This is a genomic window from Streptomyces blastmyceticus, from assembly GCF_039521185.1.
In the GTDB taxonomy this organism is placed as follows: Bacteria; Actinomycetota; Actinomycetes; order Streptomycetales; family Streptomycetaceae; genus Streptomyces; species Streptomyces blastmyceticus.
The window spans coordinates 150,523-176,246 of record NZ_BAAABW010000039.1; the positions used below are offsets into that span (position 1 = coordinate 150,523).

The following is a 25,724-nucleotide window of genomic DNA, read 5'->3' on the forward strand; positions in this document are numbered from 1 at the left end:
TCAGGCGGTGGCGCGCGCGGTCTCAGCGTCCTTCGCGGGGGCGTGGCCCGCCACTTCGGAGCGCAGGGTGTGGATCTTGCGCAGCCCCAGCCCGGCGACGACGGCGACCAGCAGGAGCGCCACGCCCGCGATGACGAAGGTCAGCGTGAACTGGCTCTCGGCGGGCAGCTTGGGGGCGCCCGGCGGCAGGTGCTCGATGCTCTTGGAGGCCAGCACCGTGGTGATCATCGCGCTGCCGATGGCGCTGCCGGTGGAGCGGGAGATGGAGTTGATGCCGTTGGCTATGCCGGTCTGGTGGTGCGGCACGCTGGAGACGATCACGGCGGGCATCGCGGCGTAGCCGAAGCTGATGGCCGCGCCGACGAGGATGCCGGCGGCGATGACGGAGAACGCGTGGTCGTGGTCGAGGGTGATCCACGCGAAGCCCGCGGTGCCGAAGAGCGAGGCGAGCAGCAGGACCAGGCGCGGGCCCTTGTGGCGGACGAGCTGGCCGCCGACGGGGGCGGCGAGCAGCGACACGATGGTGCTGGGCAGCAGGAACTCGACGGAGGCGCGCAGGACGCTGGCGTCGAAGCCGTAGCCCGCGATCTTCGAGGGCATCTGCACGAGGTAGGAGACGCCGATGAAGAGGGCGAAGGAGCCGAAGCCGACGAGCAGGCCGGAGAGGTTGGCGAAGAGCACCGGGCGGTGGGCGAACATCTTCATGTCGACCAGCGGCTCGCTCACCTTGCGCTCGACGAGCGTCCACACCGCGGCCATCACGACGGCGCCGACGAAGCAGCCGATCGTACGGGCGGAGGACCAGCCCCACTCGTGGCCCTGGGTGATGGGCAGCAGGAGCAGGACGAGCGTGGCGGCGAGGCTGAGCGCGCCGAGTACGTCGGTGCGGCCGCCGGTGGTCTGCCGGGTGGCGGGCACGAGGAAGACGACGGCGATCAGGGCGAGCGCGGCGAGGCCGGTGGCCAGCCAGAAGGCGCTGCGGTAGTCGGGGTTGTCGCCGGAGGTGAGCAGGCCGGTGGCGACGAGCGCGAGGCCGCTGCCGAAGGCGAGGGTGCCGCTGACCATGGCCATGGCGCCGGGCAGCTTGGCCGGGCGCACCTCCTCGCGCAGCACGGAGAGCGCGAGCGGGAAGATCGCGGTGGCGGCGCCCTGGAGCACCCGGCCGACGATCAGCCACAGCAGGGAGTGGGTGACGGCGGCGAGCACGGAGCCCGCGACCATCACGATCAGCACGCCGACGAGCGTCTTCTTCTTGCCGTGCTGGTCGCCGAAGCGGCCGAGCAGCGGGGTGAAGACGGCGGCGGAGAGCAGGGTGGCGGTCGTGACCCAGCTGACGTTGGCCGAGGTCGTGCCGAGGTCCTTCTGGATGAGGCCGAGGATCGGCACGACCAGGGTCTGCATCATCGAGACGACCATGGCGGCGAGGCTCAGGGCGAAGACGATGACCGTCTCGTTGCGTCTTCCGCCCTCGGTGGCGGGGGCTGGGGAGCTCATGCTGGGGAATCCTCCGGATTGCTTCACGACGTTGATGCTTGAGATCGTCAAGCAACCAGGGAAGGCTAGGCCCAGATACTTCAGGTAGTCAAGTTAATGTTTCATTACCTCAAGCTCTTGAGTAGACTCGAGGCATGACCGCCACCTCCCCGCAGCCCCCGACGAAGACCCAGCTCCTGGAACTGGTGGCGGCGCTCGGCACCGCCCAGTGGCAGGACTTCGCCACCGCCGCGGCCCGCCAGGGCCTCACCTCCGTGCAGGCCAAGCTCCTCGCCCAGCTCAAGGGCCCGGTCCCGATGCGCGGCCTGGCCACCCTGCTGGTCTGCGACGCCTCCAACGTCACCGGCATCGTGGACCGCCTCGAGGCGCGCGGGCTCGTGCGCCGCGAGCCCGACCCGGCCGACCGGCGGGTGAAGAACGTGGTGGCCACCGACGAGGGCCACGAGACCATCCGCCGCGTGCGGGCCGAGATGCAGGCCACCCACACCGCCCTCGACGCCCTGGACGAGGAGGAGCGCACGACGCTCTACGGTCTGCTGGAGCGGCTCCGGCCGGGCATGGAGCGGCGGGGCTGAACCGCACCCTTGATCACCTCGCGCCCGTATTCTGACGGGCAGTCCGATCCGCGCACCCCGCGCGGACGGCGAGGGGAGGCCCTTCGATGTCCACCAACACCACCGCGTCGCCCACCGGCACCGAAGCGACGGAGCCGTACACCGTCGATCTCGCCCCGGGTGTCCGCGCGTTCGTCCAGCCCGACGGCGGCTGGTGCCTCAACAACGCCGGGATCATCGGCTCCGGCGGCCGCACGGCGCTGATCGACACGGCCGCGACCGAGCGGCGCGCCCGGCTGCTCCGCGACACGGCCACGGCGCACGGCGCGGCGCCGCCCACGACCGTCGTCAACACCCACCACCACGGCGACCACACCTACGGCAACTGCGTCTTCCCCGAGGCCACGATCATCGGGCACACCGGCTGCCGCGAGGAGACCCTGGCCGTGGGCTTCCAGCTGCACGGCCAGTGGCCCTGGGTCGACTACGGCGACATCGCCATCACCCCCGCCTTCGTCACCTACGCCGACTCGCTCACCCTGCACGTCGGTGACATCGAGGCGCGGCTGATCCACCCGGGCCCGGCGCACACCATCGGCGACACGGTCGTCCACCTGCCCGAGCAGGGCATCGTCTTCACCGGCGACCTCGTCTTCAACGGCGGCACCCCCTTCATCCCGATGGGCTCCCTCGCCGGGTCGCTGCGCGCCCTGGAGCTGCTGCGGGGCCTGGACGCCGAGACGGTCGTGCCGGGACACGGCCCGGTCACCGACCCGGGCGTCTACGACGTGCTCGAACGCTACTTCCGCTGGCTCCAGGACCTCGCCGCGACCGAGCACGCCGCCGGCCGCACGCCCCTGGAGGCCGCCCGCCGCGCGGACCTCGGCGAGTTCGCGCAGCTGCACGAGAGCGAGCGGCTGGTGGGCAATCTGCACCGCGCGTACGCCGAGCTCGACGGCCTGCCGCTGGGGGCCCAGCTTGACCTGCCCCTGGTGCTCGGCGACATGAGGACGATGAACGGCGGACAGCCCCTCGTCTGCCACGCCTGACCCGCACCCCGGTGGCGGTTTGCCGCCAGGGGGTCTGGACGGCATACCGACCGGTCGGCATGATGATCCCGGACCGGTGCCGCGCCCGCCGCGGCCCCGGCTCCTCACGCGTCCGCGGGCTCAATTCCCCATGGAGGAGCACTCGATGAGCAAGGGCAATCCCCCAGGACTCGACCTGGACCGGCTGCGCGGGCACCTGGAGCGAGAGCTCCCGGGGCTGGTGCGCGGGCCGCTGAGCGCCGAGCTGATCGAGGGGGGCCGCTCCAACCTCACCTACGCCGTCACCGACGGCACCGGCCGCTGGGTGGTGCGCCGGCCACCGCTCGGGCACGTGCTGGCCACCGCCCACGACATGCGGCGCGAGCACCGGGTGATCAGCGCGCTGCACCCGACGCCCGTGCCCGTGCCGCGGGCGCTGCTGCTGTGCGAGGACGAGAGCGTCGTGGGAGCGCCGTTCTATGTCATGGAGTTCGTGACCGGCACGCCGTACCGCACGGCCGGGCAGCTGGGCGCGCTCGGCCCGGAGCGGACCCGACGGGTCGTGCTGGGCCTCGCCGACACCCTCGTACAGCTGCACGCCGTCGACCCGGCCGCGGTCGGACTCGGCGACTTCGGGCGGCCGGAGGGCTTCCTGGAGCGGCAGTTGCGGCGCTGGGGCAAGCAGCTCGACGCCTCCCGCAGCCGCGAGCTGCCCGGCATCGACGAGCTCCACGCGGCGCTGGCCAAGGCGCTGCCCGCCTCGCCCGCACCCACGGTCGTGCACGGCGACTACCGCCTCGACAACGTCCTCGTCGGCGCCGACGACAGCGTCGGGGCGGTACTCGACTGGGAGATGTCCACCCTCGGCGATCCGCTGACCGACCTCGGGCTGCTGGTGATGTACAGCGAGCAGCGGCCCGTGCCCGGCTCGCCCATCTCCACCACCCGCGACGCCCCGGGCCACCCGGAGCCGGCCGAGCTGGTCGAGCGGTACGCGGCCGGGTCGGGCCGCGACGTCTCGGCGCTGCCCTGGTACACCGCCTTCGCCTATTTCAAGCTCGCCGTGATCCTCGAAGGCATCCACTACCGCTACACCCTCGGGCAGACCGTCGGGCCGGGCTTCGACCGGATCGGGCAGCTCGTACCGCTCTTCATCGACAACGGACTCACCACCCTTCAGGAGGGCTGAGCACCATGGACTTCGCATTCGACGCCCGTACGGAAGAGCTGCGCGGCGAGCTGCTGGCCTTCATGGACGAGCACGTCCACCCCGCGGAGGCGACCGCCGAGGAGCAGCGGGCCGCGCTCGCCTCCCCCTGGGACACTCCCCCGGTCGTCGAGGAGCTGAAGGCGGAGGCGCGGCGGCGGGGACTGTGGAATCTGTTCTTTGTAAACCAGCACAGCCTGCCGGACGCGGAGTACGGGGCGAGGCTGACCAACCTCCAGTACGCGCCGCTCGCCGAGATCACCGGCCGCAGCCCGCACCTCGCGCCGACCGCGCTCAACTGCGCCGCGCCCGACACGGGAAACATGGAGCTGCTCGCCCAGTTCGGCACCGAGGAGCAGAAGAAGCGGTGGCTGGAGCCGCTGCTCGCGGGCGAGATCCGGTCGGCGTTCGCGATGACGGAGCCGGAGGTGGCGTCCTCGGATGCGACGAACATCGAGACGCGGATCGAGCGGGACGGCGACGACTACGTCATCACCGGCCGCAAGTGGTACATCTCCGGCGCCATGAACCCCGGTTGCGAGATCTTCATCGTCATGGGGAAGACGGACCCGCAGGGCGCGGATCCGCGCCGCCAGCAGTCGATGGTCCTCGTCCCCCGGGATGCGCCCGGCCTGGAGATCCGCCGCGCGATGCGGGTCTACGGCTTCGAGGACCACGCCCACGGCGGCCACGCGGAGATCGTCCTCGACGGCGTGCGCGTCCCCGCGGCGAACCTCGTCGGCGAGGAGGGCGGCGGCTTCGCCATCGCCCAGGCGCGCCTGGGCCCCGGCCGGATCCACCACTGCATGCGGCTGATCGGCATGGCCGAGCGCGCCATCGAGCTGATGTGCCGGCGGGCGGTCTCCCGTACGGCCTTCGGCGAGCCGCTCGCCCGGCAGGGCGTCGTCCAGGAGTGGATCGCGGACTCCCGGGTCGCCGTGGAGCAGCTGCGGCTGCTGGTGCTCAAGACGGCGTGGCTGATGGACACGGTCGGCAACCGCGGCGCGCACACGGAGATCCAGGCCATCAAGATCGCGACACCGCGGACGGTGGTGGGCATCATCGACCGGGCGATCCAGCTGCACGGGGCGGGCGGCGTGAGCCAGGACTTCCCGCTGGCGGAGCTGTGGGCCGCGGCGCGGACGCTGCGCCTGGCGGACGGGCCGGACGAGGTCCACCAGCGGTCGCTGGCGCGGCGGGAGTTGAAGCGGTACGTCTGAGCTCCTCGGCCGCCGGACGGGACGGGACCGTCCCGCCCGGCGGCCGAGGCGACAGCGTCAGTGCGCGCCGAACCTCACGCTGGAGAACGTCGCGTCGGCCCGCTTGCCGTGGGCGAGGCGGTGCGAGGTCCCGTCGCACTTCTTGCCGGCGTAGACGGTGGCCGGGCCCGCCGTCCCGTTGTACGGGCTGCGGGCCTCCTGACTCATCGTCAGGCACTTGCCGTCCGGCGGGTTATCGACGAAGAAGGGCTTGCCCTTGGGGCCCACCCAGGAGAACTGGCCCTCCGAGGCGACGGCCGGGCCCGTGGGCACGGTCAGGGCGAGGGCGAGCCCCGCGAGGGCGACGACGACAGGACGGAAAAGGCGCATCCCTGATCCTTTTTCTCGACAGCGGACGAATGGGCCGAAAGCCCTTCGTCCGCTCAACGACGTCCGGCCCCGCACGACACGCTTCAGGGGCGCAGGGCGCGCAGCAGCAGGTCCGCCAGGTGGTCCGCCACCTGGGCCGCGGTCAGGGCGCCGTCCGGGCGGTACCAGTTCGCCAAGTGGTGGACGGAGCCGAAGTGGTAGTCGACCACGAGGTCCGCGGGGGTGGCCGCGCTGAAGACGCCCACGCGCTGGCCCTCCTCGACCAGGGCGCGGAAGCGCTCGTGGTAGCGGCGCCGTTCGGCCCGTACCTGCTTGTGCTTCTCCGGGCCCAGGTGGTGCATCGAGCGGAAGAAGATCTTCGTGTCGTCGAGGTTCTCGATGGTGGTGACCACGACGTCCGCGGCGGCGTCGCGCAGCCGGCGCTCCACGGGCGCGTCCGCGCACGCGAAGGCGTCGAGCCGCTCCTGCTGGAGGCGCAGCACCCGGCCGTAGACCTCGTGCAGCAGGTCGTCCTTGGAGCCGAAGTAGTGGTAGAGGGCGCCCTTGGTGACGCCCGCCGCCTCGACGATCTCCTGGACGGACGTGCGGTCGTAGCCCTGGTCCGCGAAGAGCCGGGTGGCGGCGGCCAGCAGCCGCTGCGGCACGGGTCTCGCGCCGCCGTCCGTCGTTCCGGCCGTCACCGTCCTGGTCATGCGCCGCCACCTGTCTTCCCTTGTCGTGCCCGGCCCGCGGCGTCGTCGCGCAGCTCCCGGCGGAGGATCTTGCCACTGGTCGTCTTCGGCAGGTCCGCCAGGATCCGCACCTCGCGCGGGGCCTTGTACGCGGCGAGCCGCTCCCGGCAGTGCGCGATCAGTTCCGCCGCCTGCGGCGCGGTGCCGGGGCGGAGGCTGACGTACGCCCTGACGCTCTCGCCGCGGTAGTCGTCCGGCACCCCGACGACGGCCGCCTCCCGGACGGCGGGGTGGGCGTAGAGGATGTCCTCGACCTCGCGGGGCCAGACCTTGAACCCGGCGGCGTTGATCATGTCCTTCTTGCGGTCGACCACGTACAGCCAGCCGTCGGGGTCCATGAAACCGATGTCGCCGGTGCGCAGTTCCCCGCCGGGGAGGGCGGCGTCGGTGGCGCCGGGGCGCCGCCAGTAGCCGGGGACGACCTGGGGGCCGCTGACCACGATCTCGCCGTGGCCGCCGAAGGGCACCTCGGCGCCGCGCTCGTCCACGATGCGCACGAGTGTCCCCGGACCGGGCACGCCGACGGCCAGGGTGCCGGAGGCGGGGTCGACCGGGGCCTCGGTGCCGGGCGGGACGGAGGCGGTGGTGGCGGTGGTCTCGGTGAGGCCGTAGCCGTTGTGGAGGTAGTGGCCGAAGGCGGTGCGGAACCGTTCCACCAGGGCGGGCGGCAGCGGCGCGCCGCCGGAGGAGACCAGGTGGAAGGACGCGAAGTGGTCGCGGCCGGCGCCGGGTTGTGCCATGAGGGCCATGAAGGCGGTGGCGGGGCCGATGGTGTAGGCGGGGCGGTGTTCCAGGAACGCGTCGAGCACCACGCCGGCCTCGAAGCGGTGGGCGAGCGCGAGCGTGCCCGCGTTGACCAGGCAGGAGCCGAGCTCGGCGACCATGCCGGTGATGTGGAAGAGCGGGGCGAGCGCGAAGTAGGTGGATCCGTCGGGCAGTCCGGAGCCGATGCGTGCCCGCTCGGCGTTGTGGGCGATGTTGCCATGGGTGTTGACGGCGCCCTTGGGGGCACCGGTGGTGCCCGAGGTGTAGCTGATGAGGGCGGGGTCCTGGGGGCCGAGGCCGGGGTCGGCGGGCGGGCGGGCCCCGGAGCGCGCGACGGTCAGCAGGTCCTCGGCGCCGTCGGGCGGCGGCATGCGCTCGCCGCGCAGCACCCGGGCGTCGTCGCGCGTCTGGAGGCCGAACGGGCAGGCGGTGAGCGCGGTGCGGACGGCCGAGCCGGCCGCGGCCTCCCGCAGGAAGTCCGCCCAGGCCCGGTCCCCGCAGATCAGCGCGGTGGCCCCGGAGTCGTCGAGGATGTGCCGGACCTCGCCCGCCTTGAACATCGGGTTCATGGGGACGACGGTGCCGCCGGCCTTCCACACGGCGAGGACGGCGAGCACGAAGTGCGGGGTGTTCTGGAGCATGACCGCTGCCCGGTCGCCGCGCCGGAAGCCGGAGGCCGCGAGCCGGCCCGCGAGCGCGCCGGACAGCTCGTCGGTCTGCCGGTAGGTCAGCCGCCCGTCGAAGTAGGCGAGCGCACACCGGTCCGGGGCGCGCCGCACGGTGGCGCGGAAGGCGTGCAGGACGGTGGGCGGCGGGGTGCCGGTGACCCGCTGGGCGGGGCTGAGGCGCGCGAGCCAGGGCGCGTCCCGGTAGGAGGGGGCCATGGCTTACATCCGGCCCTGGCCGGGCACCTCTTCGAGCCTGCGCTGGAGGTGGTTCATGCCGCGCAGCCAGCGGTCGGGGTCGGTGGCGCGGGCCGCGTAGTAGTCGGCGACCTCCGGGTGCGGGAGGATCAGGAAGCGGTTCGCGGCCATGCCGTCGAAGAGGGCGTCCGCGACCTGTGCGGGCTCGATCGCGGTGGGCACGAGCACCAGCTCACCGGCCGCGCCGGTGCCGCGCAGCATGTCCGTGCGCACGCCCTGCGGGCAGATGGCGTGGACGTCGATCCCGCAGTGGCGGTAGGTGAGGGAGAGCCATTCGGCGAAGGCGAAGGCGGCGTGCTTGGAGACGCTGTACGGCGCCGAGCCGATCATGGTGAGCAGCCCGGCGGCGGAGACGGTGGCGACGAACCGGCCGCTGCCGCGGTCCAGCCACTCGGGGAGCAGCTCGCGGGCCGCCCGTACGTGCGCCATGACGTTGACGTCCCAGGCGGCTTCCCACAGGTCCTCCTCCGCCTCGGGTCCGCCCGCGGGGGCGACGCCCGCGTTGGCGCAGTAGATGTCGACCCGGCCGCCGAGCGCCTCGCGGGCGGCCGGGACCACGGTGGAGGCGTCGCCGGGGACGGCGGTCGCGCCGATCTCCTCGGCGACCGCCCGGGCCTTGTCGACGTCGAGGTCGTTGACCACGACGCGGGCGCCCTCGGCGGCGAACCTGCGGGCGAGCGCGGCGCCGATGCCGCCGCCCGCTCCGGTGACCACAACTCCCGCGTCCCGCACTGTGCCCACCCTGACGTCTCCCTCGCTCGGCTGCACGGGCAGACTAACCAGTCGGTATGTGAGGGCGGAAGGGGGCGTCGGGTGCGGGGTGGGGCTGGCCCCACCCGGGAACGGGGGGTGCACAGGATGGTGGCGGGTGGGCGCCGGAACGGAGGGTGATCAGGAGAGTTCCGATCGATCTCCTGGAGTGTTCCCCATGGTTTCCGCACGGCTTTCCCGCCGGTCCGCGCTCGCCCTCCCGCTGCTGGCCGCTCTGGGCACGGTCGCGGCGGAGCGGCCCGCCGGCGCGCGGCCCGCTCCCGCCGACCCGGTGTCCGCCCTGACCCGCGCCGCGCGTCCGCTGCGCACCACGGACCCCACGGGTGACCTGCGGGACCTGCGGCCGCTGGGCGCCATGGTGGGCGACGCCAAGGTGGTGGGGCTGGGCGAGGCCACGCACGGCTCGCACGAGTTCTTCACCAACAAGCACCGCGTCTTCCGCTACCTCGTGGAGGAGAAGGGGTTCACCACCTTCGCCCTGGAGGCGAACTGGAGCGCGGGCGTGCGGCTCGACGACTATGTGCTGCACGGCAAGGGCGACGCGCGGCAGATCATGCGGGAGGAGTTCCAGAACTCGTACCGCATGTGGAACACCCGCGAATACCTCGACCTGATCGAGTGGATGCGCGCGTACAACACGAGCCACGCGAAGAAGGTCCGGTTCATGGGGGACGACGCGGCCTACGCGGGGCCCGCGCTCTTCGACAAGGTGACCGACTACGTCCGCGCCCACCACCCCGCGCTGCTGCCCCGCTTCACCGAGCTGTACCGCATGCAGCGGCCCGCGCCCGGCACCAGCGTGGACAGCTACATGAACGACTACCTCAAGCGTCCGATGGGCGAACGGCACACCATGGCCGACAGCGCGCGCGAGGCCCTCGGCCTGCTGTCGCGGCAGCGCCCGGCCGGAAGCCGGGACGACTTCGCATGGGCGGTGCAGCACGCGCGGGCCGTCGCTCAGGTGGCGGGGATGTACGCGTTCGACCTGAACGACCCCGAGCAGGTCGCCGGCTGCATGCGCTACCGGGACGAGACGATGGCGGCCAACGTCGCCTGGTGGCAGGAGCGGACGGGCGACAGGATCCTGCTGTCCGCGCACAACGCGCACGTCTCCTACGTGACCGACGACCCGAAGAACTACCCCAAGGTGCAAGGGGCCTTCCTGCGGGACCGGCTGGGCCCGCGCTATGTGAACGTGCGGCTCACCTTCGACGCGGGCTCCCTCAACGCCATGCAGGACGGGCAGCCCACCCGCGTCGTCACCGTCCCACCGGCCGCGCCCGGCAGCAACGAGTACACGCTCGACAAGGTGCCCCACCGGAACTACGTCCTCGACATGCGGACGGCACCCGCCGCCGCGCGGGCCTGGCTGGACGTGGCACGGCCGACGCGCAACATCGGCACGGACTATCCGACGCCGGAGTACCAGACCGCGCTGGGCCGCGCATACGACATTCTCATCCATCTCCACCGCATCCGGGCGGCGGACCTCCTGGCTCCCTGAGCCCCGTGCGGCACGGGAGTGTGAAACCGTGCCGCACGGCTGGACAGGCCCCCTTGACAGCGGGACGATGCCCGCGCATCTGGCCGCACAAGGGGGACCTGCCATGCCGGACATGAGTGTGGAGCCTTACTGGGAGCTGACGTTCGACAAGGACGGGGACGTGGATCCGGCCGAGCGGGACGCCCTGACGCAGGGGGTCGCGCGGGCGGGCGTCACGGACCTGGTGGTGTTCGCGCACGGCTGGAACAACGAGCGGTCGACGGCGACCCGGCTCTACGACCGGTTCTTCGCGCCCTTCCCCGGCCTGCTCGCCGGGGCCTCGGGCGGCAAGCGCCTCGGCTACGCGGGGGTGATCTGGCCGTCGATGGACTTCCCCGACGAGCCGATCCCCCACTTCCCGTCGGCGGCCGCCGCCCCGCCCGGAGCCGGGCTCGATCCGGCCACCCGGGAGGCGCTGGTGCGCATCCTGCCGTGCGAGCAGGCGGTCGTGGACCGGCTGTCGGAGCTGCTCGCGCAGCGGCCCGAGGACCCGGCGCGGCTTGAGGAGTTCGTCTCCACCGCCCGCGGGCTGGTCGCCGACCCGCCGCCGGGAGTGTCCGACCTGGGGCCGGGCCCGCTGCCCGCGATCCTCACGGCCGACGCGCGGGCGGTGTGCGAGAGCTTCTCCGCCGCGCTGGCGAGCGTGGGCGCCCTGTCGTCCGAGCTGCTCGGCAGCGGCCTGAAGCGGCTGTGGCACGGGGCGTACGAACTGCTGCGGCAGCTCTCGTACTACACGATGAAGCGGCGCGCGGGCGTCGTCGGCGCGCACGGGCTCGGCCCCTTCCTCGGCCTGCTGGCCGGTTCCTGCACGGGGGTGCGGGTGCATCTGGTGGGGCACAGCTTCGGCGCGCGGCTGGTGTCGTTCGCGCTGAGCGGGCTGCCGGACGGCGCCTCGCCGGTCTTCTCCGTCACGCTGCTGCAGGGGGCCTTCTCGCACTACACGTTCGCGACGAGCCTGCCGTTCGCCAGCGACCGGGGCGGCGCGCTGAGCGGGCTGTACGACCGGGTCAACGGGCCGTTGGTGTGCTGCTATTCGAGCCACGACACGGCGCTCGGGGTGCTGTACCCGATCGCGTCCCTGGCCTGTGGGGACGACGACTCGGTGCTGGGCCTGGACGACACGCGCTGGGGCGCGCTGGGGCACGACGGCATGCAGGCCGTGGACGCCTGCGCCGGGATCTCCCTCGCGCGGGCGCTGGCCGGCGGGCTCCCGGCGTACGGCTGTGTGAACGTCGACGCCTCGGCGGTCGTCGCGCACGGCGGGCCGCCGTCGGGCGCGCACGGCGACATCTGTCACGCGGAGCTGGCACACGTGGTCCTGCTGGCCGGTGGCATCACGCGCTGAGCGCCCCCGGAACCCCGGGACCGTACGCGTCCGAACAGGGCGTCCACCACGCGGAGGTCGCGGATCCGCCACCTTCGCGCAATCTCCCACCCGCCCCACATCTGTGCGCGACTTCGGGGTAGCAGAGCGGAGTCGGCGGCGTGGCACGTCCGATGGATCCGAATCGCGACGCGTTACGTCCCTTCCATGTCGATCCGAGTCCGCGCAGTCGGAGGTGGGATGCAGTGGCCGGTTTCAGAGCACTCGCACGAGAGGTGCGCAATCCACGGAATTCCATCGCCTTGCGACGGACCTCCCTGCGCAAATGTCTCGAACGCTTCGCCCCCTACGGGCACCGGGCGACCTGGCACCACCTGTGCGCCCTGGCGGGGCTCGACCCCGAGGACCGCGCCCCCGATCCGGCCCGGCTGATCGCGGCGCTGACCGAACTGGAGGAGGCCCGCGCGGTCTGGCTGGCCCATGAGGCGTCCTTCGCCGACCGCCGCAAGCGCGAGAAGCACGACGGCATCCGCCAGCCCTGCGGGGTGGACGACTGGCACCGCAACACCTGGGGCGGCTGTGACGTCGTGCCCTGTGTCAGCCCCGTGGTCTACCCCGCCCCGCGGCTCGCCGACGTCCTGCGCCGGGTGATCGCCGCGATGGAGACCGGCCCCGGGAACGCCTGCCCGGTGTGCCGCCAGGAGCAGCTCGAATGGCGCTCCGACCTGGAGCGTTACCCCCTGGAAGGACCCGTCTGCACGGACTGCGGCATCGTGGTGCCGGTGCCCGTGCTCACCGCCGGGGCGCTGGCGGCCGCGCGGCGCCGTGCGTTCGAGGACCGGTACGCGGCGGTGTGACCGCGCGGGTCAGGGGGTGGTGACCGCCGGCCGTCCGTGGTGCGAGGATGCGGCGCACACGGCTTTTCCGGGCGACGAGAAGGCGGACGGCATGGCGCAGCTGCACGATCTGACCGCGTTGGAACAGGGTGCGGCGGTACGGGCGGGACAGGTCTCGCCCGTCGAGCTGACCGAGCACTACCTGGAGCGCGTCGACCGGCTGGACGCGTCGGTGGGGGCGTTCATCACGGTCACCCCCGAGATCGCCCGGAAACAGGCGGCCGACGCCGAGAGCGAGGCGGCGGCCGCCCGCCGCGAGGGGCGCGCGCTGTCCCCGCTGCACGGGGTGCCGGTGCCGGTGAAGGACCTCAACTTCGTCGCGGGCGTGCGGTGCACGCTGGGTTCCGCGACGCTGACGGACCACATACCGGCCGTGGACGACCACGTGGTGACGCGGCTGCGCGCGGCCGGAACGATCCTGCTGGGGAAGACCAACACCCCGGAGTTCGGCCTGCCGTCCCACACGGAGAACGACATCGCGCCGCCCGCCCGTACCCCGTGGGACCTCACCCGGTCCGCGGGCGGCTCCAGCGGCGGTGCGGCCGCCGCGGTGGCGGCCGGGCTCGCGCCGCTCGCGCACGCCAGCGACGGCGGTGGCTCGATCCGCATCCCGGCGTCGGTGTGCGGGCTCTTCGGCATCAAGCCGAGCCGCGGCAGGGTGAGTTCCGGCCCCGTGCTGCACGACGTCACCGGGCTCGCCACCTCCGGGCCGCTGGCCCGCACCGTCGCCGACGCGGCGGCGCTCCTCGACGTGCTCGCGGGCCCAGAGCCGGGCGACCCGTACGGAGTGCCCCCGCTGCCGGCGGGCGAGACCTTCGCGGACCACGCGCGGCGCGCCCCGCGGCCGCTGCGGGTGGTGCAGTTGGCGGGGCCCCCGGTGCCGGGCGTGGAGGTGCACCCCGACTGCCGCGCCGCGGCGGACGGGGCCGCCGCCCTGCTGCGGGAACTCGGCCACGAGGTCGAGGAGCTGGACCTGCCCGCCGACCCGGCGCTCGCCGAGTCGTTCATGCGCGTGTGGGGGGTGCTGGCGGCCGTCCAGCCCGTACCGGACGCCCGCGCCCACCTGCTCACGCCGCTCACCCGGCATCTGCGCGAGCGCGGCGAGCGGGTCGGCGGGCCGGAGCTGGCGCGGGCCCTGTACGCGCTGCGCCAGTTCACGCAGCTGGTGGCCGACGGCCTCCAGACGCCGGGCACCGGCTACGACGTGATCCTCACCCCGACGCTCGCCCAGCCGCCGTTGCCGGTGGGGGCGCTGCGCAACGACGAGGACCCGGAGGCGGAGTTCGCGAGCCTGGTCCCCTTCACGCCCTTCACCCCGCTGTGCAACGCGACCGGGCAGCCCGCGGTGAGCGTGCCGCTGCACTGGACCGCGCAGGGCCTGCCGATCGGCATCCAGCTGGCGGGCCGGTACGGGGACGAGGCGACGCTGATCTCGCTGTCGGCACAGCTGGAAGCGGCGAAGCCGTGGGCCGGGCGGCGGCCGTCGATGTGGTGACCCCCGGCCCGGGGCTCCGTCGGCGCTAGTCGTCCGACGGGGCCCTGCCCTCCACCAGCAGGCGTGAGCCGCTGCCGAGCTTTCCTATGGCGTCGTCAGGGTTGGAGAGCACACAGCTCTTCAGCGAGAGGCACCCGCACCCGATGCAGTCGTCCAGGTGGTCCCGCAGCCGGCCGAGCTGCTCGATCCGCCGGTCGAGCTCCTCGCGCCACAGCTCCGAAAGCCGCGCCCAGTCCTCCCGGTTGGGGGTGCGCCCGTCGGGCAGCCCGTCGAGCGCTTCGCGGATGGTGGCGAGCGGGATGCCGACGCGCTGCGCGGCCCGGATGAAGGCGACGCGGCGCAGCGCGTCACGGTCGTAGCGCCGTTGGTTGCCCGCGGTCCTGCGGCTGTCGATCAGGCCCTTGGTCTCGTAGAAGTGCAGCGCGGAGACGGCCGCGCCGCTGCGCGCGGACAGCTGTCCGACGGTGAGTTCTTGGACCTCGAAAGGAATCTGCGGCACGCGTCCGACCTTACGTCAGCGGTGGGCGTTGACATCGCGACGAGGGCCGAACATTCTGAGCAAGCGCTTGGAAATGACGGTCGTGCACGGGAGGCAGCGGCATGGCGGAACCCCGGATCTTCTCCTCGTCCGACGAGCTGCGGGCGGCGGTCGGCGAGGAGCTCGGCCCGAGCGACTGGCTGGAGGTGGACCAGAAGCGGATCGACCTCTTCGCGGCGGCGACCGGGGATCACCAGTGGATCCACGTGGACCCGGAGCGCGCGGCAAAGGGCCCGTTCGGCACGACGATCGCGCACGGCTATCTCACGCTCTCCCTGCTGCCGTCGCTGGTGCCGCTGCTGATGCGGATCTCGCCCGTGCGGATGGGCATCAACTACGGGCTGAACAGGGTCCGTTTCCCCGCTCCCGTGCCGGTCGGCTCGCGGCTGCGGGCGCGGGCGGTGATCACCGGGGTGTCCGAGGTCGAGGGCGGCGTGCAGCTGACGACGGCGGTGACGGTCGAGCGCGAGGGCGGCGACAAGCCGGTGTGCGTGGCGGAGTCGGTGAGCCGCTTCACGTGGTGAGGGGCCGTCCGGGGGCTCTGGTGCCCCGAATCCCGCGGCGTTAGGTTGAGGTCGGACGGTGACGTTCCGTACGGAACGTCAAGACACCGACACCTCAGGGAGATGGCCGTGATCGCGCACGACGGTATGTACATCGGTGGCAGCTGGCGGCCCGCCGTCGGGACCGGCACCATCGAGGTCGTCAACCCCGCGGACGAGCAGGTCATCGCCAGTGTGCCCGCGGGTTCCGCCGAGGACGTCGACGCCGCGGTCGCCGCCGCCCGCGCCGCCCTGCCCGACTGGGCCGCCACCCCGCCCGCCCTGCGGGGCGAGCGCATCGCCGCGCTGCGCGACCAGCTGGCCGCCCGGCAGGACGAGATCGCCGCGACGGTCACCGCGGAGCTCGGCTCGCCGATCGGCTTCGCCACGCGGGTGCACGCCGGGGTGCCGGTCGCCGTCGCCGGGTCCTACGCGGAGCTCGCCGGCACGTACGCCTTCGAGGAGCGGATCGGCAACTCCACGGTCCTCCACGAACCGGTCGGTGTCGTCGGCGCGATCACGCCCTGGAACTACCCGCTGCACCAGATCGTCAACAAGGTGGCCCCCGCGCTCGCGGCGGGCTGCACGATCGTGCTGAAGCCCGCCGAGGACACGCCGCTCACCGCGCAGTTGTTCGCGGAGTGCGTGGCCGCGGCGGAGATCCCGGCGGGCGTCTTCAACCTCGTCACCGGCCTCGGCCCGGTCGCGGGCCAGGCGCTCGCCGAGCACCCCGGCGTCGACCTGGTCTCCTTCACGGGCTCCACCGCCGTCGGCAAGCGGATCGGCGCGATCGCGGGCGCGGGCGTCAAGCGCGTCGCCCTCGAACTGGGCGGCAAGTCGGCGAACGTCGTCCTCCCCGGCGCCGACCTGGAGAAGGCCGTCGCCGCCAATGTCGCCGACGTGTGCCGCAACGCCGGGCAGTCCTGCAACGCCCTGACCCGGCTGCTCGTCCACGCCGACCGCTACGAGGAGGCCGTCTCCCTCGCGGCCGCCGCCGTCGCCGCGTTCGTGCCCGGTGACCCGACCGACCCCGCGGTGCGCGTCGGCCCGGTCGTCAACGCCAAGCAGCACGCGCGCGTCCGCGGCTACATCGACAAGGGCGTCGAGGAGGGCGCCCGGCTCGTCGCCGGCGGCTCCCACGCGCCGGAGGGCCGGGACAAGGGCTACTTCGTCCGCCCGACGGTCTTCGCGGACGTCACCCCCGAGATGACGATCGCCCGGGAGGAGATCTTCGGCCCGGTGCTCTCGCTCCTCAAGTACGAGGACGAGGAGGAGGCCCTGCGGATCGCCAACGGCACGGAGTACGGGCTCGCGGCGGCCGTCTGGGCGGCGGACGGGGAGGCGGCCGCGGCGTTCGCGCGCCGCCTGGAGGCTGGGCAGGTCGAGGTCAACGGCGGCCGCTTCAACATCCTGGCGCCGTTCGGCGGCTACAAGCAGTCGGGCGTCGGCCGCGAACTGGGCGCGCACGGCCTGGCGGAATACCTCCAGACGAAGTCCCTCCAGTTCTGACCCTGTCGGAGGTCCCTGCCGGTTTCGCCGCGACTCGCACCACCGAGAGGAAGCCCGAACCATGGTCCGCGCCGCCGTTCTCCACTCCACCGGCACTCCCCTGCGCATAGCCGAGATCGACCTCCCCGCCCCCGCCCCGGGGCAGGTGCGGATCAAGCTCGCCGCCGCCGGGGTCTGCCACTCCGACCTGTCCCTCTCCAACGGCACGCTCCGCCAGCCCGTCCCCGCCGTCCTCGGGCACGAGGGCGCCGGCACGGTCACCGCCGTCGGCGAGGGCGTCACACACGTGGCGCCCGGTGACGCGGTGGTGCTCAACTGGGCGCCCTCCTGCGGCACCTGCCACTTCTGCGGGCTCGGTGAGCCCTGGCTGTGCGCGGGCGCGGGGGCGGCTGCCACCGTTCCGTACGCCACGCTCGCCGAGGACGGCACCGCGCTCCACCCGGGCCTCGGCACCGCCGTCTTCGCTGAGGAGACGGTCGTCCGGGCGAGCGCCGCGCTCCCCCTGCCGGAGGGCGTGCCGCTGGCGGAGGCGGCGCTGCTGGGCTGCGCGGTGCTCACCGGCTACGGCGCGGTGCACCACTCGGCGCGGGTCCGCGCCGGTGAGTCCGTCACCGTCCACGGCGTCGGCGGGGTGGGCCTGGCCGCCCTCCAGGCGGCGCGGATCGCCGGTGCGGGGACGATCGTGGCGGTCGACGTGTCCCCGGAGAAGGAGGAGCTGGCCCGCGCCGCCGGTGCCACGGACTTCCTCGTCGCCGACGACGGCACGGCGAAGCGGATCCGTGAACTCACCGGCGGCCACGGCGCCGACGTGGCCGTCGAGTGCGCGGGCCGCGCCGAGGCGATCCGTACGGCCTGGTCGTCCACGCGCCGGGGCGGGCGCACCACGGTCGTGGGCATCGGCGGCAAGGACCAGCAGGTGACGTTCACGGCCCTGGAGCTGTTCCACTTCGGCCGTACGCTGTCGGGCTGCGTCTACGGCAACAGCGACCCGGCGAAGGACCTCCCGGTGATCGCCGGGCATGTGCGCGCAGGGCGGTTCGACCTGTCCGCGATGGTGACCGACCGCATCGGCCTGGACGGCATCCCGGAGGCGTTCGACGCGATGCTGGCGGGGCAGGGCGGCCGGTCGCTGGTGGTGTTCCCGGAAGGGTGAACAGGGGAGCGCGCCGCCTTTACGCCTCGTCGCGCACCGGCAGATGGATCAGCACGAGCACCAGGCCCGCCACGACGAAATTGCGCTCGGCGGCCTGGAGCCCGTTCCACTTGGCGGACTGCCACATCGCGAACCACTCGCCGCCGATCGCGATGAAGCCCATCCCGAAGAGCAGCAGGACCATCACGAGCCCGACCGTGGTGACGCGCCTGGCCACCCTGTACGCCGCCGGGCCGCGCACCCAGAGCGCGGTGCCGGTGATCAGCACGAGGGCGGCGACGGTCTCCCAGACGATGATGGCGACATAGGCGATGTCCTGCAGGGCGTGGTCGGTGATCGCCCGCCACATCAGGTCGTCGTCCTTGAACGTCGTGTCCATCGCCAGGACGTGCCGGACGAACTCCCGGTTGGTGCCGAAGTCGGTGATGTTGCCGAAGGCGACGAGTGCCATGTACAACGCCACGGTCGCGGTCAGCGCGAGCGCGGCGACCTGAAGCGTCCCGACGCGCTGCGCCTGCCTTTGCCATTTGCTCGCCATGCGGGTCTCCCACCCTCGCGCGCGTGCGTGCCCCTGCGGGATGCATGCCCGTGTCATCGGCGGTATACGCGAACAGCGCGGGTCCGTTGCCGCCTGCGGCGGGGGCGCCCTGCGGGCGCGTCCTCAAACGCCGGACGGGCTGATTTCAGCCCGTCCGGCGTTTGAGGACAAGCGGCGCAGCCGCTTCGGGGGTCTGGGGGGCTCCCCCCAGTTTCGGGAAGGGGCGGGGATAGGGAAGAAGCCCGCCGGGCCGCACGCGAACGGGGGTCCGGGGCACAGCCCCGGCAACGGCGGGACGTGGGAGCCGCCCAGGCCACAGCCTAAGCGCTTGCTCAGCCCCAAGGGTATGGTGTTCGTCTCGCCGCCGGGCAGTCCGCGGCGCACCGAAGAGCGGGGGCTCGGGATGGACGCGAAGCACACGCACAGCGAGGAGTGGGCCGAGGTCACGCCCGACGCCGCGCGCCGGCTGGTGACCGCCGCCGTCGCCGCGTTCGCCGAGCGCGGCTATCACGCCACCACCACCCGCGACATCGCCGGCCGCGCGGGCATGAGCCCCGCCGCGCTCTACATCCACTACCGGACGAAGGAAGAGCTGCTCTACCGCATCAGCAGCGTCGGGCACCGGCTCGCCCTCGACATCCTGCGCCGGGAGCGGGACCGCGACGGCACCCCCGCCGAGCGCCTCGCCCGTGCCGTACGGGCCTTCGTCCGCTGGCACGCGGAGCACCACACCACCGCCCGCGTGGTGCAGTACGAGCTGGGGGCGCTCGGCGAGGAGCACCACGCCGAGATCATCGGGCTGCGCCGGGACACGGACGCGGCGGTCCGCGCGATCGTCGAGGACGGGGTCGCGACGGGCGACTTCGACGTCCCCGACGTGCGCGGCACGACGCTCGCCGTGCTCTCGCTGTGCATCGACGTGGCCCGCTGGTTCAACGCGGAGGGCAAGCGCACCCCGGACGAGGTGGGCGAGCTCTACGCCGACCTCGTCCTGCGCATGGTCGGCCACACGGGCTGACGGAGGCCGGACAGCCCTGATCCATTGACGCACCCGGCCCGGAATCCTACGGTCTCCCATAGGAATCCATCGGCGCGGGGAGCACGCGATGAGCGATACGGCTGACGAGCAGACCCGGAAGGCCGCCGAAGCACTGGCCCACTCGGCCGGTTTCGGCAACGAGCACAGCAGTGAGGCCGTCCCCGGGGCGCTGCCGCACGGGCGGAACTCCCCGCAGCGGGCGCCGCTCGGGCTGTACGCGGAGCAGCTGAGCGGGACCGCGTTCACCGAGCCCCGGCACACCAACCGGCGTTCGTGGCTCTACCGCGTCCGGCCGTCCGCGGCGCACCCGCCGTTCACCCGGACCGGCAACGGCAACATCAGCAGTGCCCCCTTCACCGACTCCGTGCCCGACCCCAACCGGCTGCGCTGGAGCCCGCTGCCCGAGCCCCCCGAGGGCACCGACTTCGTCGCCGGGCTGTGGACGCTGGGCGGCAACGGCGACGTCACCCAGCGCACCGGCATGGCCGTGCACCTCTACGCCGCCAACGCCTCCATGACGGACCGGGTGTTCAGCGACGCGGACGGCGAGCTGCTGATCGTCCCCGAGCGCGGGGCGCTCCTGCTGCGGACGGAGTTCGGACTGCTGCGCGCCGAGCCCGGCCATGTGGCGCTCATCCCGCGCGGGGTGCGCTTCCGGGTGGAGCTCCTCGAAGGGACGGCCCGCGGTTACGTCTGCGAGAACTACGGGCAGCCGTTCACGCTCCCCGAGCTCGGGCCGATCGGCGCCAACGGGCTGGCGAACGCCCGGGACTTCCTGGCGCCGGTCGCCGCGTACGAGGACGTCGAGCGCCCCGTGGAGGTCGTCAACAAATTCTGCGGCAACCTCTGGTCGGCGACCTACGACCACTCCCCGCTGGACGTCGTGGCCTGGCACGGCAACCTCGTCCCGTACGTCTACGACCTGCGGCGCTTCAATGTGATCGGGTCGATCAGCTACGACCACCCGGACCCGTCGGTCTTCACCGTGCTCACCTCCCCGTCGGACACCCCCGGCCTGGCGGCAGTGGACTTCGTCGTCTTCGCGCCGCGCTGGCTGGTGGGCGAGGACACCTTCCGGCCGCCGTACTTCCACCGGAACGTGATGAGCGAGTACATGGGGCTGATCGAGGGCGCGTACGACGCGAAGGCGGAGGGCTTCCTGCCCGGCGGCGGGTCGCTGCACAACATGATGTCGGCGCACGGGCCGGACCGGGAGACCTTCGACCGGGCGAGCGCGGCGGAGCTCCGGCCGCAGAAGGTGGACGACGGGCTGGCCTTCATGTTCGAGACGCGCTGGCCGGTCACGACGACGGAGCGGGCCAGGACGGCGGACCACCTTCAGCCGGGTTACGACGACGTGTGGCAGGGTCTGGAGCGCCATTACCGCCGGTGATGGTCCACCAGCCGCCGCAGCCGTAAACCCGGAGTTCTCCGTGACCACCTTCGCCCCCGACTCCGTCGCGCTCAACCGGAAGCTGCCGCTCTGGTATCAGGTGTCGCAGTCACTGCGCGCCTCGATACTCGGGCGGCGCGCCGGCGACCCGCTGCGGCTGCCCACCGAGGACGCGCTCGCCGCGCACTACGGCGTCAGCGTGCTCACCATGCGGCAGGCGCTCAAGGAGCTGGAGACGGAGGGGCTGATCAGCAGGCACCGGCGGCGCGGCACCTTCATCGAGCCGAGCGCGCGGCGGAGTTCGCCGGTGCGGCTGCTCGGCTCGGTGGACACCATCGTGGCGCAGCAGTCCGGGGAGCGGACGGAGGTGCTCGGCCACGGCCCGGAAAAGGTGCCGGCCGAGCTGGCCGAGCACTTCCCCGGTCTCGACGAGGCGGTGGCCTACCGGCGGCTGCGCTGCGACGAGCGGACCGGCGAGCCCACCAACTGGGCGGAGAACCTCGTCCGGCCCGAGCTCGCCGAGCGCATCGAGCTCGCCGATCTGGAGCGCTGGCCGATGACCAAGGTGCTGCGGGACGCGGTGGGCGTGCGCATCAGCCGCATCACGGACACGGTCGAGGCCCGGCTCGCGGACCCGGAGACGGCGCGGCTGCTCCAGGTGCCGCTGCTGAGCCCGATCCTCTACTACACGGGGGTCACGTACGACGAGGGCGGCCGGGTGGTGGACGTGGCCCGCATCCACTACCGGGGCGACCGCTTCTCCTTCACCGTCACGGTGGACGCGCCGTAGCCGCCGCCCGGGCCGCCCCCGCTACGATGCCCCGGCCCGACCGTGCGGATCGAGGAGGAGCAGGCCCGTGACCACCCCTCGGCCCGACGGCGCGCCGCTGCTGGACGACCTCATGCCCTGGTCCGTCGCGCCGCTGCGGCTCGGCCGCGCGTGGATCGCGGCCCCCGACCCCGGCGCGCTGAGGGCCCGTTGGGCCGCGCTCGCGGGCGCCGACCCCGCCACCCGCGCGGCGCTCTTTTGCCCGACCCGGTCCCGCACGCCGCACAGCGCCGTCCCGCAGCTGCCCGGCCAGGCGACGCCGACCGGACGGCTGGCGCGCGAGGTGGGGCCGTGCCCCGAGCCGGTGCGGATCGCCCACGGGCCGTACGACGAGCAGTGGTTGCTGCCCGACCACCGGCTCGTCGACGCGGCGCGGCCGGAGCTGTGGCGGGTGGCCGACGGCCACCAGATCCATCTGCTGGACCCGGCGCCCGGCACGGACGGCCCGGCCTTCTCGGCCCTGTTGCCCGACGGGCACTCCCCCGGCGGCAGGCCCGGCCGGATCCGGCCGCTCTACCGGCGGCCCGGCGGCCTTGAGCCCAATCTCGCGCCCGGCCTCCTCGGCCACCTCGCCGACCGCCTCGGACGGCCGGTGTCCGCCGAGGACTTCCTCGCCTGGACCGCCGCCGTCGCCCGCCCCTCCCGCGCCGGCACCACCGTGCCGCTGACCGCCTCGCCCCGGCTGTGGGAGGAGGGGGTCGCGCTGGGCCGCCGCGCGCTGTGGCTGCACACCCGGGGCGCGCGGTGCGCCCCCGCGCCGGGGGAACGCCCCCGGCTGCCGGGTGGCCGAAGGCCGTACGTCCGTGCCGCTCTCGCACCGGGGCTGCCCGGGAGCCTGGAGTACGACCCGGCAGAGGAGACGCTGCGGCTGGGGACGGGCAGGATCTCGCCGGTGCCGGTGGGCGCCTGGGAGTTCCGCGCGGGCGGGGTGCGGGTGCTGGAGAGCTGGTTCGCCGAGCGTACGGAGCGGGGCGAGCCCGGGACGCTGGAGGCCGTGCGGCCCGCGGGCTGGCCGCCGGAGTGGACGTCCGAGCTGCTGGAGCTGATCACCATCCTGGCGCTGCTGGCGGAACCGGCCGTCCGGCGGCCGCTGCCGGTGCCGGACGGCGGGCCGGACGCCGCGGGGCTGCGCCGGGCGGGCGTGCTCCCGCCGCCGCCCGCGTCCCGGCGGCCCGCGACGGTGCTGGGCCATCAGGAGGAAGGCCCGGAGGGGCAGTTCGCGCTGCTATGAGCCGCGGCGGGCCTCGGCCTCAAAGCCGTCCAGGATGCGGTCGACGGCGCGGGCGAACACCTCGTCCAGGTCGATCTCCCCCGGCCCCTCGGTCAGCGTCCTCGCCATGCGCGGGTACGCGCCGCCGGCCAGCACCCGCATGATGTAGGCCGTGCGGGCGGCCTGTTCCTGCTCGGGCGAGTACGGCGAGGTGCGGGCGCGCTCGGCCGTCGACAGCTCGTTGGAGACATAGGCGGTGATGACGCCGTTGAGCATGGCGAGCAGCTCGACCTTGGTGCCGTTGTCGACGTCCAGCCCCTCCATGGCCCACAGGGCGTATTCGAAGTAGCGCAGCGCGTTCGGGCTGAAGCCGTAGACGGGCGACATCAGCCGGGGCACCCAGGGGTGGCGGTGCATGATGCCGCGCGTCTGCCGGCAGAGCGCCTTGAGGTCGGCCCGCCAGTCGCCCGTGGGGGCGTCGGGGAACTCGTACTCGGCGACGACGGCGTCGACCATCAGCTCGTACAGGTCCTCCTTGCGCGGCACGTAGTTGTACAGCGACATCGTGCCGCAGCCGGTCTCGGCCGCCACGCGCCGCATGGAGACGCCGTCGAGCCCCTCCGCGTCGGCGACGCGCACCGCCGCCGCCGCGATCTCGGCGCGGGTGTGCGCGGGGCGCGGGCCGCGGCCGGCGCGCTCGGGGCGCGCCCAGATCACCTCGGGCCCGGACGGGCGACCGCTGGCTGTCATTGATCATCACCTCGCCCCCCATCGTAGTTACGTACAGCGTACGTAGTGGAGTATGGTCACCCTCATGACTACGTACGCTGTACTTAGTGAAGATCTGGAGAAGCGCTTCGGGAAGGTCCACGCGCTGCGCGGGCTGGACCTGGCCGTGCCCGAGGGCAGCGTCTGCGGGCTGCTCGGGCCCAACGGCGCGGGCAAGACGACCGCGGTCCGGCTGCTCACCACCCTGCTCGCACCCGACGCGGGCCGGGCCGAGGTCGCCGGGCACGACGTGGCGCGGGACCCCGCCGCCGTGCGCCGGGCCATCGGGGTGACCGGCCAGTCCACCTCGGTGGACACGGATCTGACGGGGCGGGAGAACCTGCGGCTGTTCGCCCGGTTGCACCGGCTGGGCGGCGCGGTGGCGCGCGCCCGCGCCGACGTGCTGCTGGACCGCTTCGCGCTCGGCGACGCGGCGAACCGGCCCGCCCGCACCTACTCCGGCGGGATGCGGCGGCGGCTCGACCTCGCCGCGAGCCTGCTCACCAGGCCGCGGGTGCTCTTCCTCGACGAGCCCACGACCGGCCTCGACCCCGCCAGCCGCACCGCGATCTGGGACGTCGTACGCGAGCTGACCCTGGCGGGCACCACGGTGCTGCTGACCACGCAGTATCTGGAGGAGGCGGACCAACTGGCCGACGACATCGCGCTCATCGACCGGGGCCGGGTCACCGTCCGCGGCACACCGGCCGCGCTGAAGGCGGAGATCGGCGCGTACGCCGAGGTCGTCGTCGCCGACGACGCGGCGCTGCCGGGCGCGGCGCTCGTGCTGGGCCGCCTCACCGGCCGGCCCGCGGCGCTCGACGCCGGGCGCCGCGCGGCGGGTGCCGCCACCACCGACCCGGACCTGACCCTGCCGCGCATCGTGCGCGAACTCGACGCCGCGGGCGTGCCCGTCGTCGACGCGACCCTGCGCCGCCCCACCCTGGACGAGGTCTTCCTGCGCCTCACCGCCCCCGAGGAGGCTCTCGCATGACCACGCTCGCCCTGTCCGACAGCTGGTCGATGCTCGGACGCAACCTCCAGCGGATGCGGCACGCGCCCGGCCTGTTCGTCATCACCATGACCATGCCGGTGACGATGCTGCTCTTCTTCGGCTACGTCTTCGGCAGCGCGGTGGTGCTGGACGGCAGCGGGAACTACCGGGCCTATCTGGTGCCGGGGCTGTTCGCCGCGACCGCGGTCAACGGCGTCATGACCGCGATGCTGGCCTCCGCGCAGGACCACCAGCGGGGCGTCATGGACCGCTTCCGCACCCTGCCGATGAGCCGCTTCGCGATCCCGGCCGGGCAGACCGCCTCCGACGTCGTGCTGGCCGCGGTCGGCATGGTGCCGCTGACACTGTGCGGACTCGCGGTGGGCTGGCGCATCGAGGGCGGGGTGGCCGGTTGCGTCGGCGCCTTCTCGCTGCTGCTGCTCTTCCGGCTGGTCACGGCCTGGCTGGGGCACTACCTCGGGCTGGTGGTGGGGACCGAGGAGGCCGCGGGGCAGCTGGGTGCCGCCACCTTCATGCTCCCGCTGCTGTCGAACGCCTATGTGCCGACCGACGGCATGCCCGGCTGGCTGCGCACGGCGGCCGAGTGGAATCCGGTCAGCGCGGTGGTCACCGCGGCGCGGGACCTCTTCGGCAACGGCGGGCCGTCCCCCGACGCGTCCTGGCCGGTGGCGCATCCCGTCGCGGCGTCGCTCGCCTGGTCCGCGGTCCTGCTGGCGGTCTTCGTGCCGCTGACGGTCCGTCGGTACGGGCGCGATGCGGCCTGAGGGCGCCGCGCGGGACGGCCCCGGGAGCCATCGGCTCCGGGCAAGCCACAGCGCCGTCCGGCCGGCCCTGGGGAGAGGGCGTACGGCCGACGGCGCTGCGCCGGGT

The 25,724-nt window shown here is 73.4% G+C and carries 25 protein-coding genes; 17 read left to right on the top strand and 8 right to left on the bottom strand.

Annotated features, from left to right (window positions below; translation table 11 throughout):
- Positions 1–1,494 carry an MFS transporter gene (locus tag ABD269_RS32770; protein WP_301888579.1) on the bottom strand — a complete coding sequence of 498 codons (1,494 nt, stop codon included), beginning with the start codon at positions 1,492–1,494 and terminating at the stop codon, positions 1–3.
- Positions 1,495–1,628: 134 nt separating this feature from the next.
- Here ABD269_RS32770 and ABD269_RS32775 point away from each other — a divergent pair, with 134 nt between their 5' ends.
- The 4 genes from ABD269_RS32775 to ABD269_RS32790 all read left to right on the top strand — a co-directional run bounded on the left by ABD269_RS32775 (position 1,629) and on the right by ABD269_RS32790 (position 5,503).
- Positions 1,629–2,069 carry a MarR family winged helix-turn-helix transcriptional regulator gene (locus ABD269_RS32775; RefSeq protein ID WP_301888578.1) on the top strand — a complete coding sequence of 147 codons (441 nt, stop codon included), beginning with the start codon at positions 1,629–1,631 and terminating at the stop codon, positions 2,067–2,069.
- Positions 2,070–2,155: 86 nt separating this feature from the next.
- The gene (locus tag ABD269_RS32780) at positions 2,156–3,097 is read left to right on the top strand and encodes an MBL fold metallo-hydrolase (RefSeq protein ID WP_344123861.1); all 942 of its coding nucleotides are present in this window, start codon (positions 2,156–2,158) and stop codon (positions 3,095–3,097) included.
- 145 nt (positions 3,098–3,242) lie between these two features.
- Positions 3,243–4,265 carry a phosphotransferase family protein gene (locus ABD269_RS32785; RefSeq protein WP_301888576.1) on the top strand — a complete coding sequence of 341 codons (1,023 nt, stop codon included), beginning with the start codon at positions 3,243–3,245 and terminating at the stop codon, positions 4,263–4,265.
- Positions 4,266–4,270: 5 nt separating this feature from the next.
- Positions 4,271–5,503, top strand: a complete 1,233-nt coding sequence (locus ABD269_RS32790; protein WP_344123864.1) for an acyl-CoA dehydrogenase family protein — start codon at positions 4,271–4,273, stop codon at positions 5,501–5,503.
- Between the two features lie 57 nt (positions 5,504–5,560).
- On the opposite strand, the gene ABD269_RS32795 is transcribed toward ABD269_RS32790, so the two are convergent.
- From ABD269_RS32795 to ABD269_RS32810, 4 genes are all read right to left on the bottom strand, one after another.
- Positions 5,561–5,872: a hypothetical protein gene (locus ABD269_RS32795; protein ID WP_344123866.1), complete on the bottom strand. Its 312-nt coding sequence runs from the start codon at positions 5,870–5,872 to the stop codon at positions 5,561–5,563.
- Between the two features lie 83 nt (positions 5,873–5,955).
- The gene (locus ABD269_RS32800) at positions 5,956–6,564 is read right to left on the bottom strand and encodes a TetR/AcrR family transcriptional regulator (protein WP_301888572.1); all 609 of its coding nucleotides are present in this window, start codon (positions 6,562–6,564) and stop codon (positions 5,956–5,958) included.
- Entirely contained in the window at positions 6,561–8,252 is a 1,692-nt protein-coding gene (locus tag ABD269_RS32805) for an AMP-binding protein (RefSeq protein WP_344123868.1), read from the bottom strand. Before ABD269_RS32805 ends, ABD269_RS32800 begins: the two co-directional genes overlap by 4 nt.
- 3 nt (positions 8,253–8,255) lie before the next feature.
- Positions 8,256–9,032 (bottom strand): SDR family oxidoreductase, encoded by a 777-nt coding sequence (locus ABD269_RS32810; protein ID WP_344123870.1) that lies wholly within the window; start codon positions 9,030–9,032, stop codon positions 8,256–8,258.
- 187 nt (positions 9,033–9,219) lie between these two features.
- Between ABD269_RS32810 and ABD269_RS32815 the strand changes: the two genes are divergently transcribed.
- From ABD269_RS32815 to ABD269_RS32830, 4 genes are all read left to right on the top strand, one after another.
- The gene (locus ABD269_RS32815) at positions 9,220–10,566 is read left to right on the top strand and encodes an erythromycin esterase family protein (protein WP_344123872.1); all 1,347 of its coding nucleotides are present in this window, start codon (positions 9,220–9,222) and stop codon (positions 10,564–10,566) included.
- A 112-nt stretch (positions 10,567–10,678) separates the two neighbouring features.
- Positions 10,679–11,950 (top strand): serine-threonine protein kinase, encoded by a 1,272-nt coding sequence (locus tag ABD269_RS32820; RefSeq protein WP_344123874.1) that lies wholly within the window; start codon positions 10,679–10,681, stop codon positions 11,948–11,950.
- A 224-nt stretch (positions 11,951–12,174) separates the two neighbouring features.
- Positions 12,175–12,786 (top strand): hypothetical protein, encoded by a 612-nt coding sequence (locus tag ABD269_RS32825; protein WP_301888568.1) that lies wholly within the window; start codon positions 12,175–12,177, stop codon positions 12,784–12,786.
- A gap of 91 nt (positions 12,787–12,877) precedes the next feature.
- Complete coding sequence (locus ABD269_RS32830; protein WP_344123876.1) at positions 12,878–14,320, top strand: amidase; 1,443 nt, start codon at positions 12,878–12,880, stop codon at positions 14,318–14,320.
- Between the two features lie 25 nt (positions 14,321–14,345).
- On the opposite strand, the gene soxR is transcribed toward ABD269_RS32830, so the two are convergent.
- Positions 14,346–14,819 carry a redox-sensitive transcriptional activator SoxR gene (gene soxR, locus ABD269_RS32835; protein ID WP_301888566.1) on the bottom strand — a complete coding sequence of 158 codons (474 nt, stop codon included), beginning with the start codon at positions 14,817–14,819 and terminating at the stop codon, positions 14,346–14,348.
- 101 nt (positions 14,820–14,920) lie between these two features.
- Between soxR and ABD269_RS32840 the strand changes: the two genes are divergently transcribed.
- The 3 genes from ABD269_RS32840 (at position 14,921) to ABD269_RS32850 (ending at position 18,062) form a co-directional block, all read left to right on the top strand.
- Entirely contained in the window at positions 14,921–15,382 is a 462-nt protein-coding gene (locus tag ABD269_RS32840) for a MaoC family dehydratase (RefSeq protein ID WP_301888565.1), read from the top strand.
- A gap of 108 nt (positions 15,383–15,490) precedes the next feature.
- Positions 15,491–16,909: an aldehyde dehydrogenase family protein gene (locus tag ABD269_RS32845; RefSeq protein WP_344123880.1), complete on the top strand. Its 1,419-nt coding sequence runs from the start codon at positions 15,491–15,493 to the stop codon at positions 16,907–16,909.
- Positions 16,910–16,970: 61 nt separating this feature from the next.
- Positions 16,971–18,062 (top strand): Zn-dependent alcohol dehydrogenase, encoded by a 1,092-nt coding sequence (locus tag ABD269_RS32850; RefSeq protein WP_344123882.1) that lies wholly within the window; start codon positions 16,971–16,973, stop codon positions 18,060–18,062.
- Between the two features lie 19 nt (positions 18,063–18,081).
- Here ABD269_RS32850 and ABD269_RS32855 read toward each other — a convergent pair whose 3' ends face one another.
- Positions 18,082–18,600 (bottom strand): DUF2165 domain-containing protein, encoded by a 519-nt coding sequence (locus ABD269_RS32855; protein WP_344123884.1) that lies wholly within the window; start codon positions 18,598–18,600, stop codon positions 18,082–18,084.
- Positions 18,601–19,003: 403 nt separating this feature from the next.
- On the opposite strand from ABD269_RS32855, the gene ABD269_RS32860 reads away from it, so the two are divergent.
- From ABD269_RS32860 to ABD269_RS32875, 4 genes are all read left to right on the top strand, one after another.
- Positions 19,004–19,618 carry a TetR/AcrR family transcriptional regulator gene (locus tag ABD269_RS32860; RefSeq protein WP_344124076.1) on the top strand — a complete coding sequence of 205 codons (615 nt, stop codon included), beginning with the start codon at positions 19,004–19,006 and terminating at the stop codon, positions 19,616–19,618.
- A gap of 88 nt (positions 19,619–19,706) precedes the next feature.
- Positions 19,707–21,032: a homogentisate 1,2-dioxygenase gene (gene hmgA, locus ABD269_RS32865; RefSeq protein WP_344123886.1), complete on the top strand. Its 1,326-nt coding sequence runs from the start codon at positions 19,707–19,709 to the stop codon at positions 21,030–21,032.
- Positions 21,033–21,072: 40 nt separating this feature from the next.
- Positions 21,073–21,822 (top strand): GntR family transcriptional regulator, encoded by a 750-nt coding sequence (locus ABD269_RS32870; protein ID WP_344123888.1) that lies wholly within the window; start codon positions 21,073–21,075, stop codon positions 21,820–21,822.
- A 112-nt stretch (positions 21,823–21,934) separates the two neighbouring features.
- Complete coding sequence (locus ABD269_RS32875) at positions 21,935–23,092, top strand: type ISP restriction/modification enzyme (RefSeq protein ID WP_344124078.1); 1,158 nt, start codon at positions 21,935–21,937, stop codon at positions 23,090–23,092.
- Here the strand turns inward: ABD269_RS32875 and ABD269_RS32880 are convergent.
- On the bottom strand, positions 23,087–23,821 hold the full coding sequence (locus ABD269_RS32880; RefSeq protein ID WP_344123890.1) for a TetR/AcrR family transcriptional regulator: 735 nt from the start codon (positions 23,819–23,821) through the stop codon (positions 23,087–23,089). The genes ABD269_RS32875 and ABD269_RS32880 overlap by 6 nt on opposite strands.
- Before the next feature lie 64 nt (positions 23,822–23,885).
- Here ABD269_RS32880 and ABD269_RS32885 point away from each other — a divergent pair, with 64 nt between their 5' ends.
- Positions 23,886–24,833, top strand: a complete 948-nt coding sequence (locus ABD269_RS32885) for an ATP-binding cassette domain-containing protein (protein WP_344123892.1) — start codon at positions 23,886–23,888, stop codon at positions 24,831–24,833.
- A complete protein-coding gene (locus ABD269_RS32890; RefSeq protein WP_344123894.1) occupies positions 24,830–25,618 on the top strand; it encodes an ABC transporter permease in 789 nt (262 codons plus the stop codon). Before ABD269_RS32885 ends, ABD269_RS32890 begins: the two co-directional genes overlap by 4 nt.
- Positions 25,619–25,724: the final 106 nt, after the last annotated feature.

What these genes read in the sequence shown, in the direction of transcription:
- ABD269_RS32770 (WP_301888579.1), bottom strand. Translation starts at nt 1,494, where the DNA reads ATGAGCTCCCCAGCCCCCGCCACCGAGGGCGGAAGACGCAACGAGACG.
- ABD269_RS32855 (WP_344123884.1), bottom strand. Translation starts at nt 18,600, where the DNA reads ATGGCGAGCAAATGGCAAAGGCAGGCGCAGCGCGTCGGGACGCTTCAG.
- ABD269_RS32875 (WP_344124078.1), top strand. Translation starts at nt 21,935, where the DNA reads ATGCCCTGGTCCGTCGCGCCGCTGCGGCTCGGCCGCGCGTGGATCGCG.
- ABD269_RS32800 (WP_301888572.1), bottom strand. Translation starts at nt 6,564, where the DNA reads ATGACCAGGACGGTGACGGCCGGAACGACGGACGGCGGCGCGAGACCC.
- ABD269_RS32820 (WP_344123874.1), top strand. Translation starts at nt 10,679, where the DNA reads ATGAGTGTGGAGCCTTACTGGGAGCTGACGTTCGACAAGGACGGGGAC.
- ABD269_RS32880 (WP_344123890.1), bottom strand. Translation starts at nt 23,821, where the DNA reads ATGACAGCCAGCGGTCGCCCGTCCGGGCCCGAGGTGATCTGGGCGCGC.
- ABD269_RS32790 (WP_344123864.1), top strand. Translation starts at nt 4,271, where the DNA reads ATGGACTTCGCATTCGACGCCCGTACGGAAGAGCTGCGCGGCGAGCTG.
- ABD269_RS32780 (WP_344123861.1), top strand. Translation starts at nt 2,156, where the DNA reads ATGTCCACCAACACCACCGCGTCGCCCACCGGCACCGAAGCGACGGAG.
- ABD269_RS32785 (WP_301888576.1), top strand. Translation starts at nt 3,243, where the DNA reads ATGAGCAAGGGCAATCCCCCAGGACTCGACCTGGACCGGCTGCGCGGG.
- ABD269_RS32885 (WP_344123892.1), top strand. Translation starts at nt 23,886, where the DNA reads ATGACTACGTACGCTGTACTTAGTGAAGATCTGGAGAAGCGCTTCGGG.
- ABD269_RS32795 (WP_344123866.1), bottom strand. Translation starts at nt 5,872, where the DNA reads ATGCGCCTTTTCCGTCCTGTCGTCGTCGCCCTCGCGGGGCTCGCCCTC.
- ABD269_RS32850 (WP_344123882.1), top strand. Translation starts at nt 16,971, where the DNA reads ATGGTCCGCGCCGCCGTTCTCCACTCCACCGGCACTCCCCTGCGCATA.
- ABD269_RS32890 (WP_344123894.1), top strand. Translation starts at nt 24,830, where the DNA reads ATGACCACGCTCGCCCTGTCCGACAGCTGGTCGATGCTCGGACGCAAC.
- ABD269_RS32775 (WP_301888578.1), top strand. Translation starts at nt 1,629, where the DNA reads ATGACCGCCACCTCCCCGCAGCCCCCGACGAAGACCCAGCTCCTGGAA.
- ABD269_RS32805 (WP_344123868.1), bottom strand. Translation starts at nt 8,252, where the DNA reads ATGGCCCCCTCCTACCGGGACGCGCCCTGGCTCGCGCGCCTCAGCCCC.
- ABD269_RS32830 (WP_344123876.1), top strand. Translation starts at nt 12,878, where the DNA reads ATGGCGCAGCTGCACGATCTGACCGCGTTGGAACAGGGTGCGGCGGTA.
- ABD269_RS32815 (WP_344123872.1), top strand. Translation starts at nt 9,220, where the DNA reads ATGGTTTCCGCACGGCTTTCCCGCCGGTCCGCGCTCGCCCTCCCGCTG.
- ABD269_RS32860 (WP_344124076.1), top strand. Translation starts at nt 19,004, where the DNA reads ATGGACGCGAAGCACACGCACAGCGAGGAGTGGGCCGAGGTCACGCCC.
- ABD269_RS32840 (WP_301888565.1), top strand. Translation starts at nt 14,921, where the DNA reads ATGGCGGAACCCCGGATCTTCTCCTCGTCCGACGAGCTGCGGGCGGCG.
- hmgA (WP_344123886.1), top strand. Translation starts at nt 19,707, where the DNA reads ATGAGCGATACGGCTGACGAGCAGACCCGGAAGGCCGCCGAAGCACTG.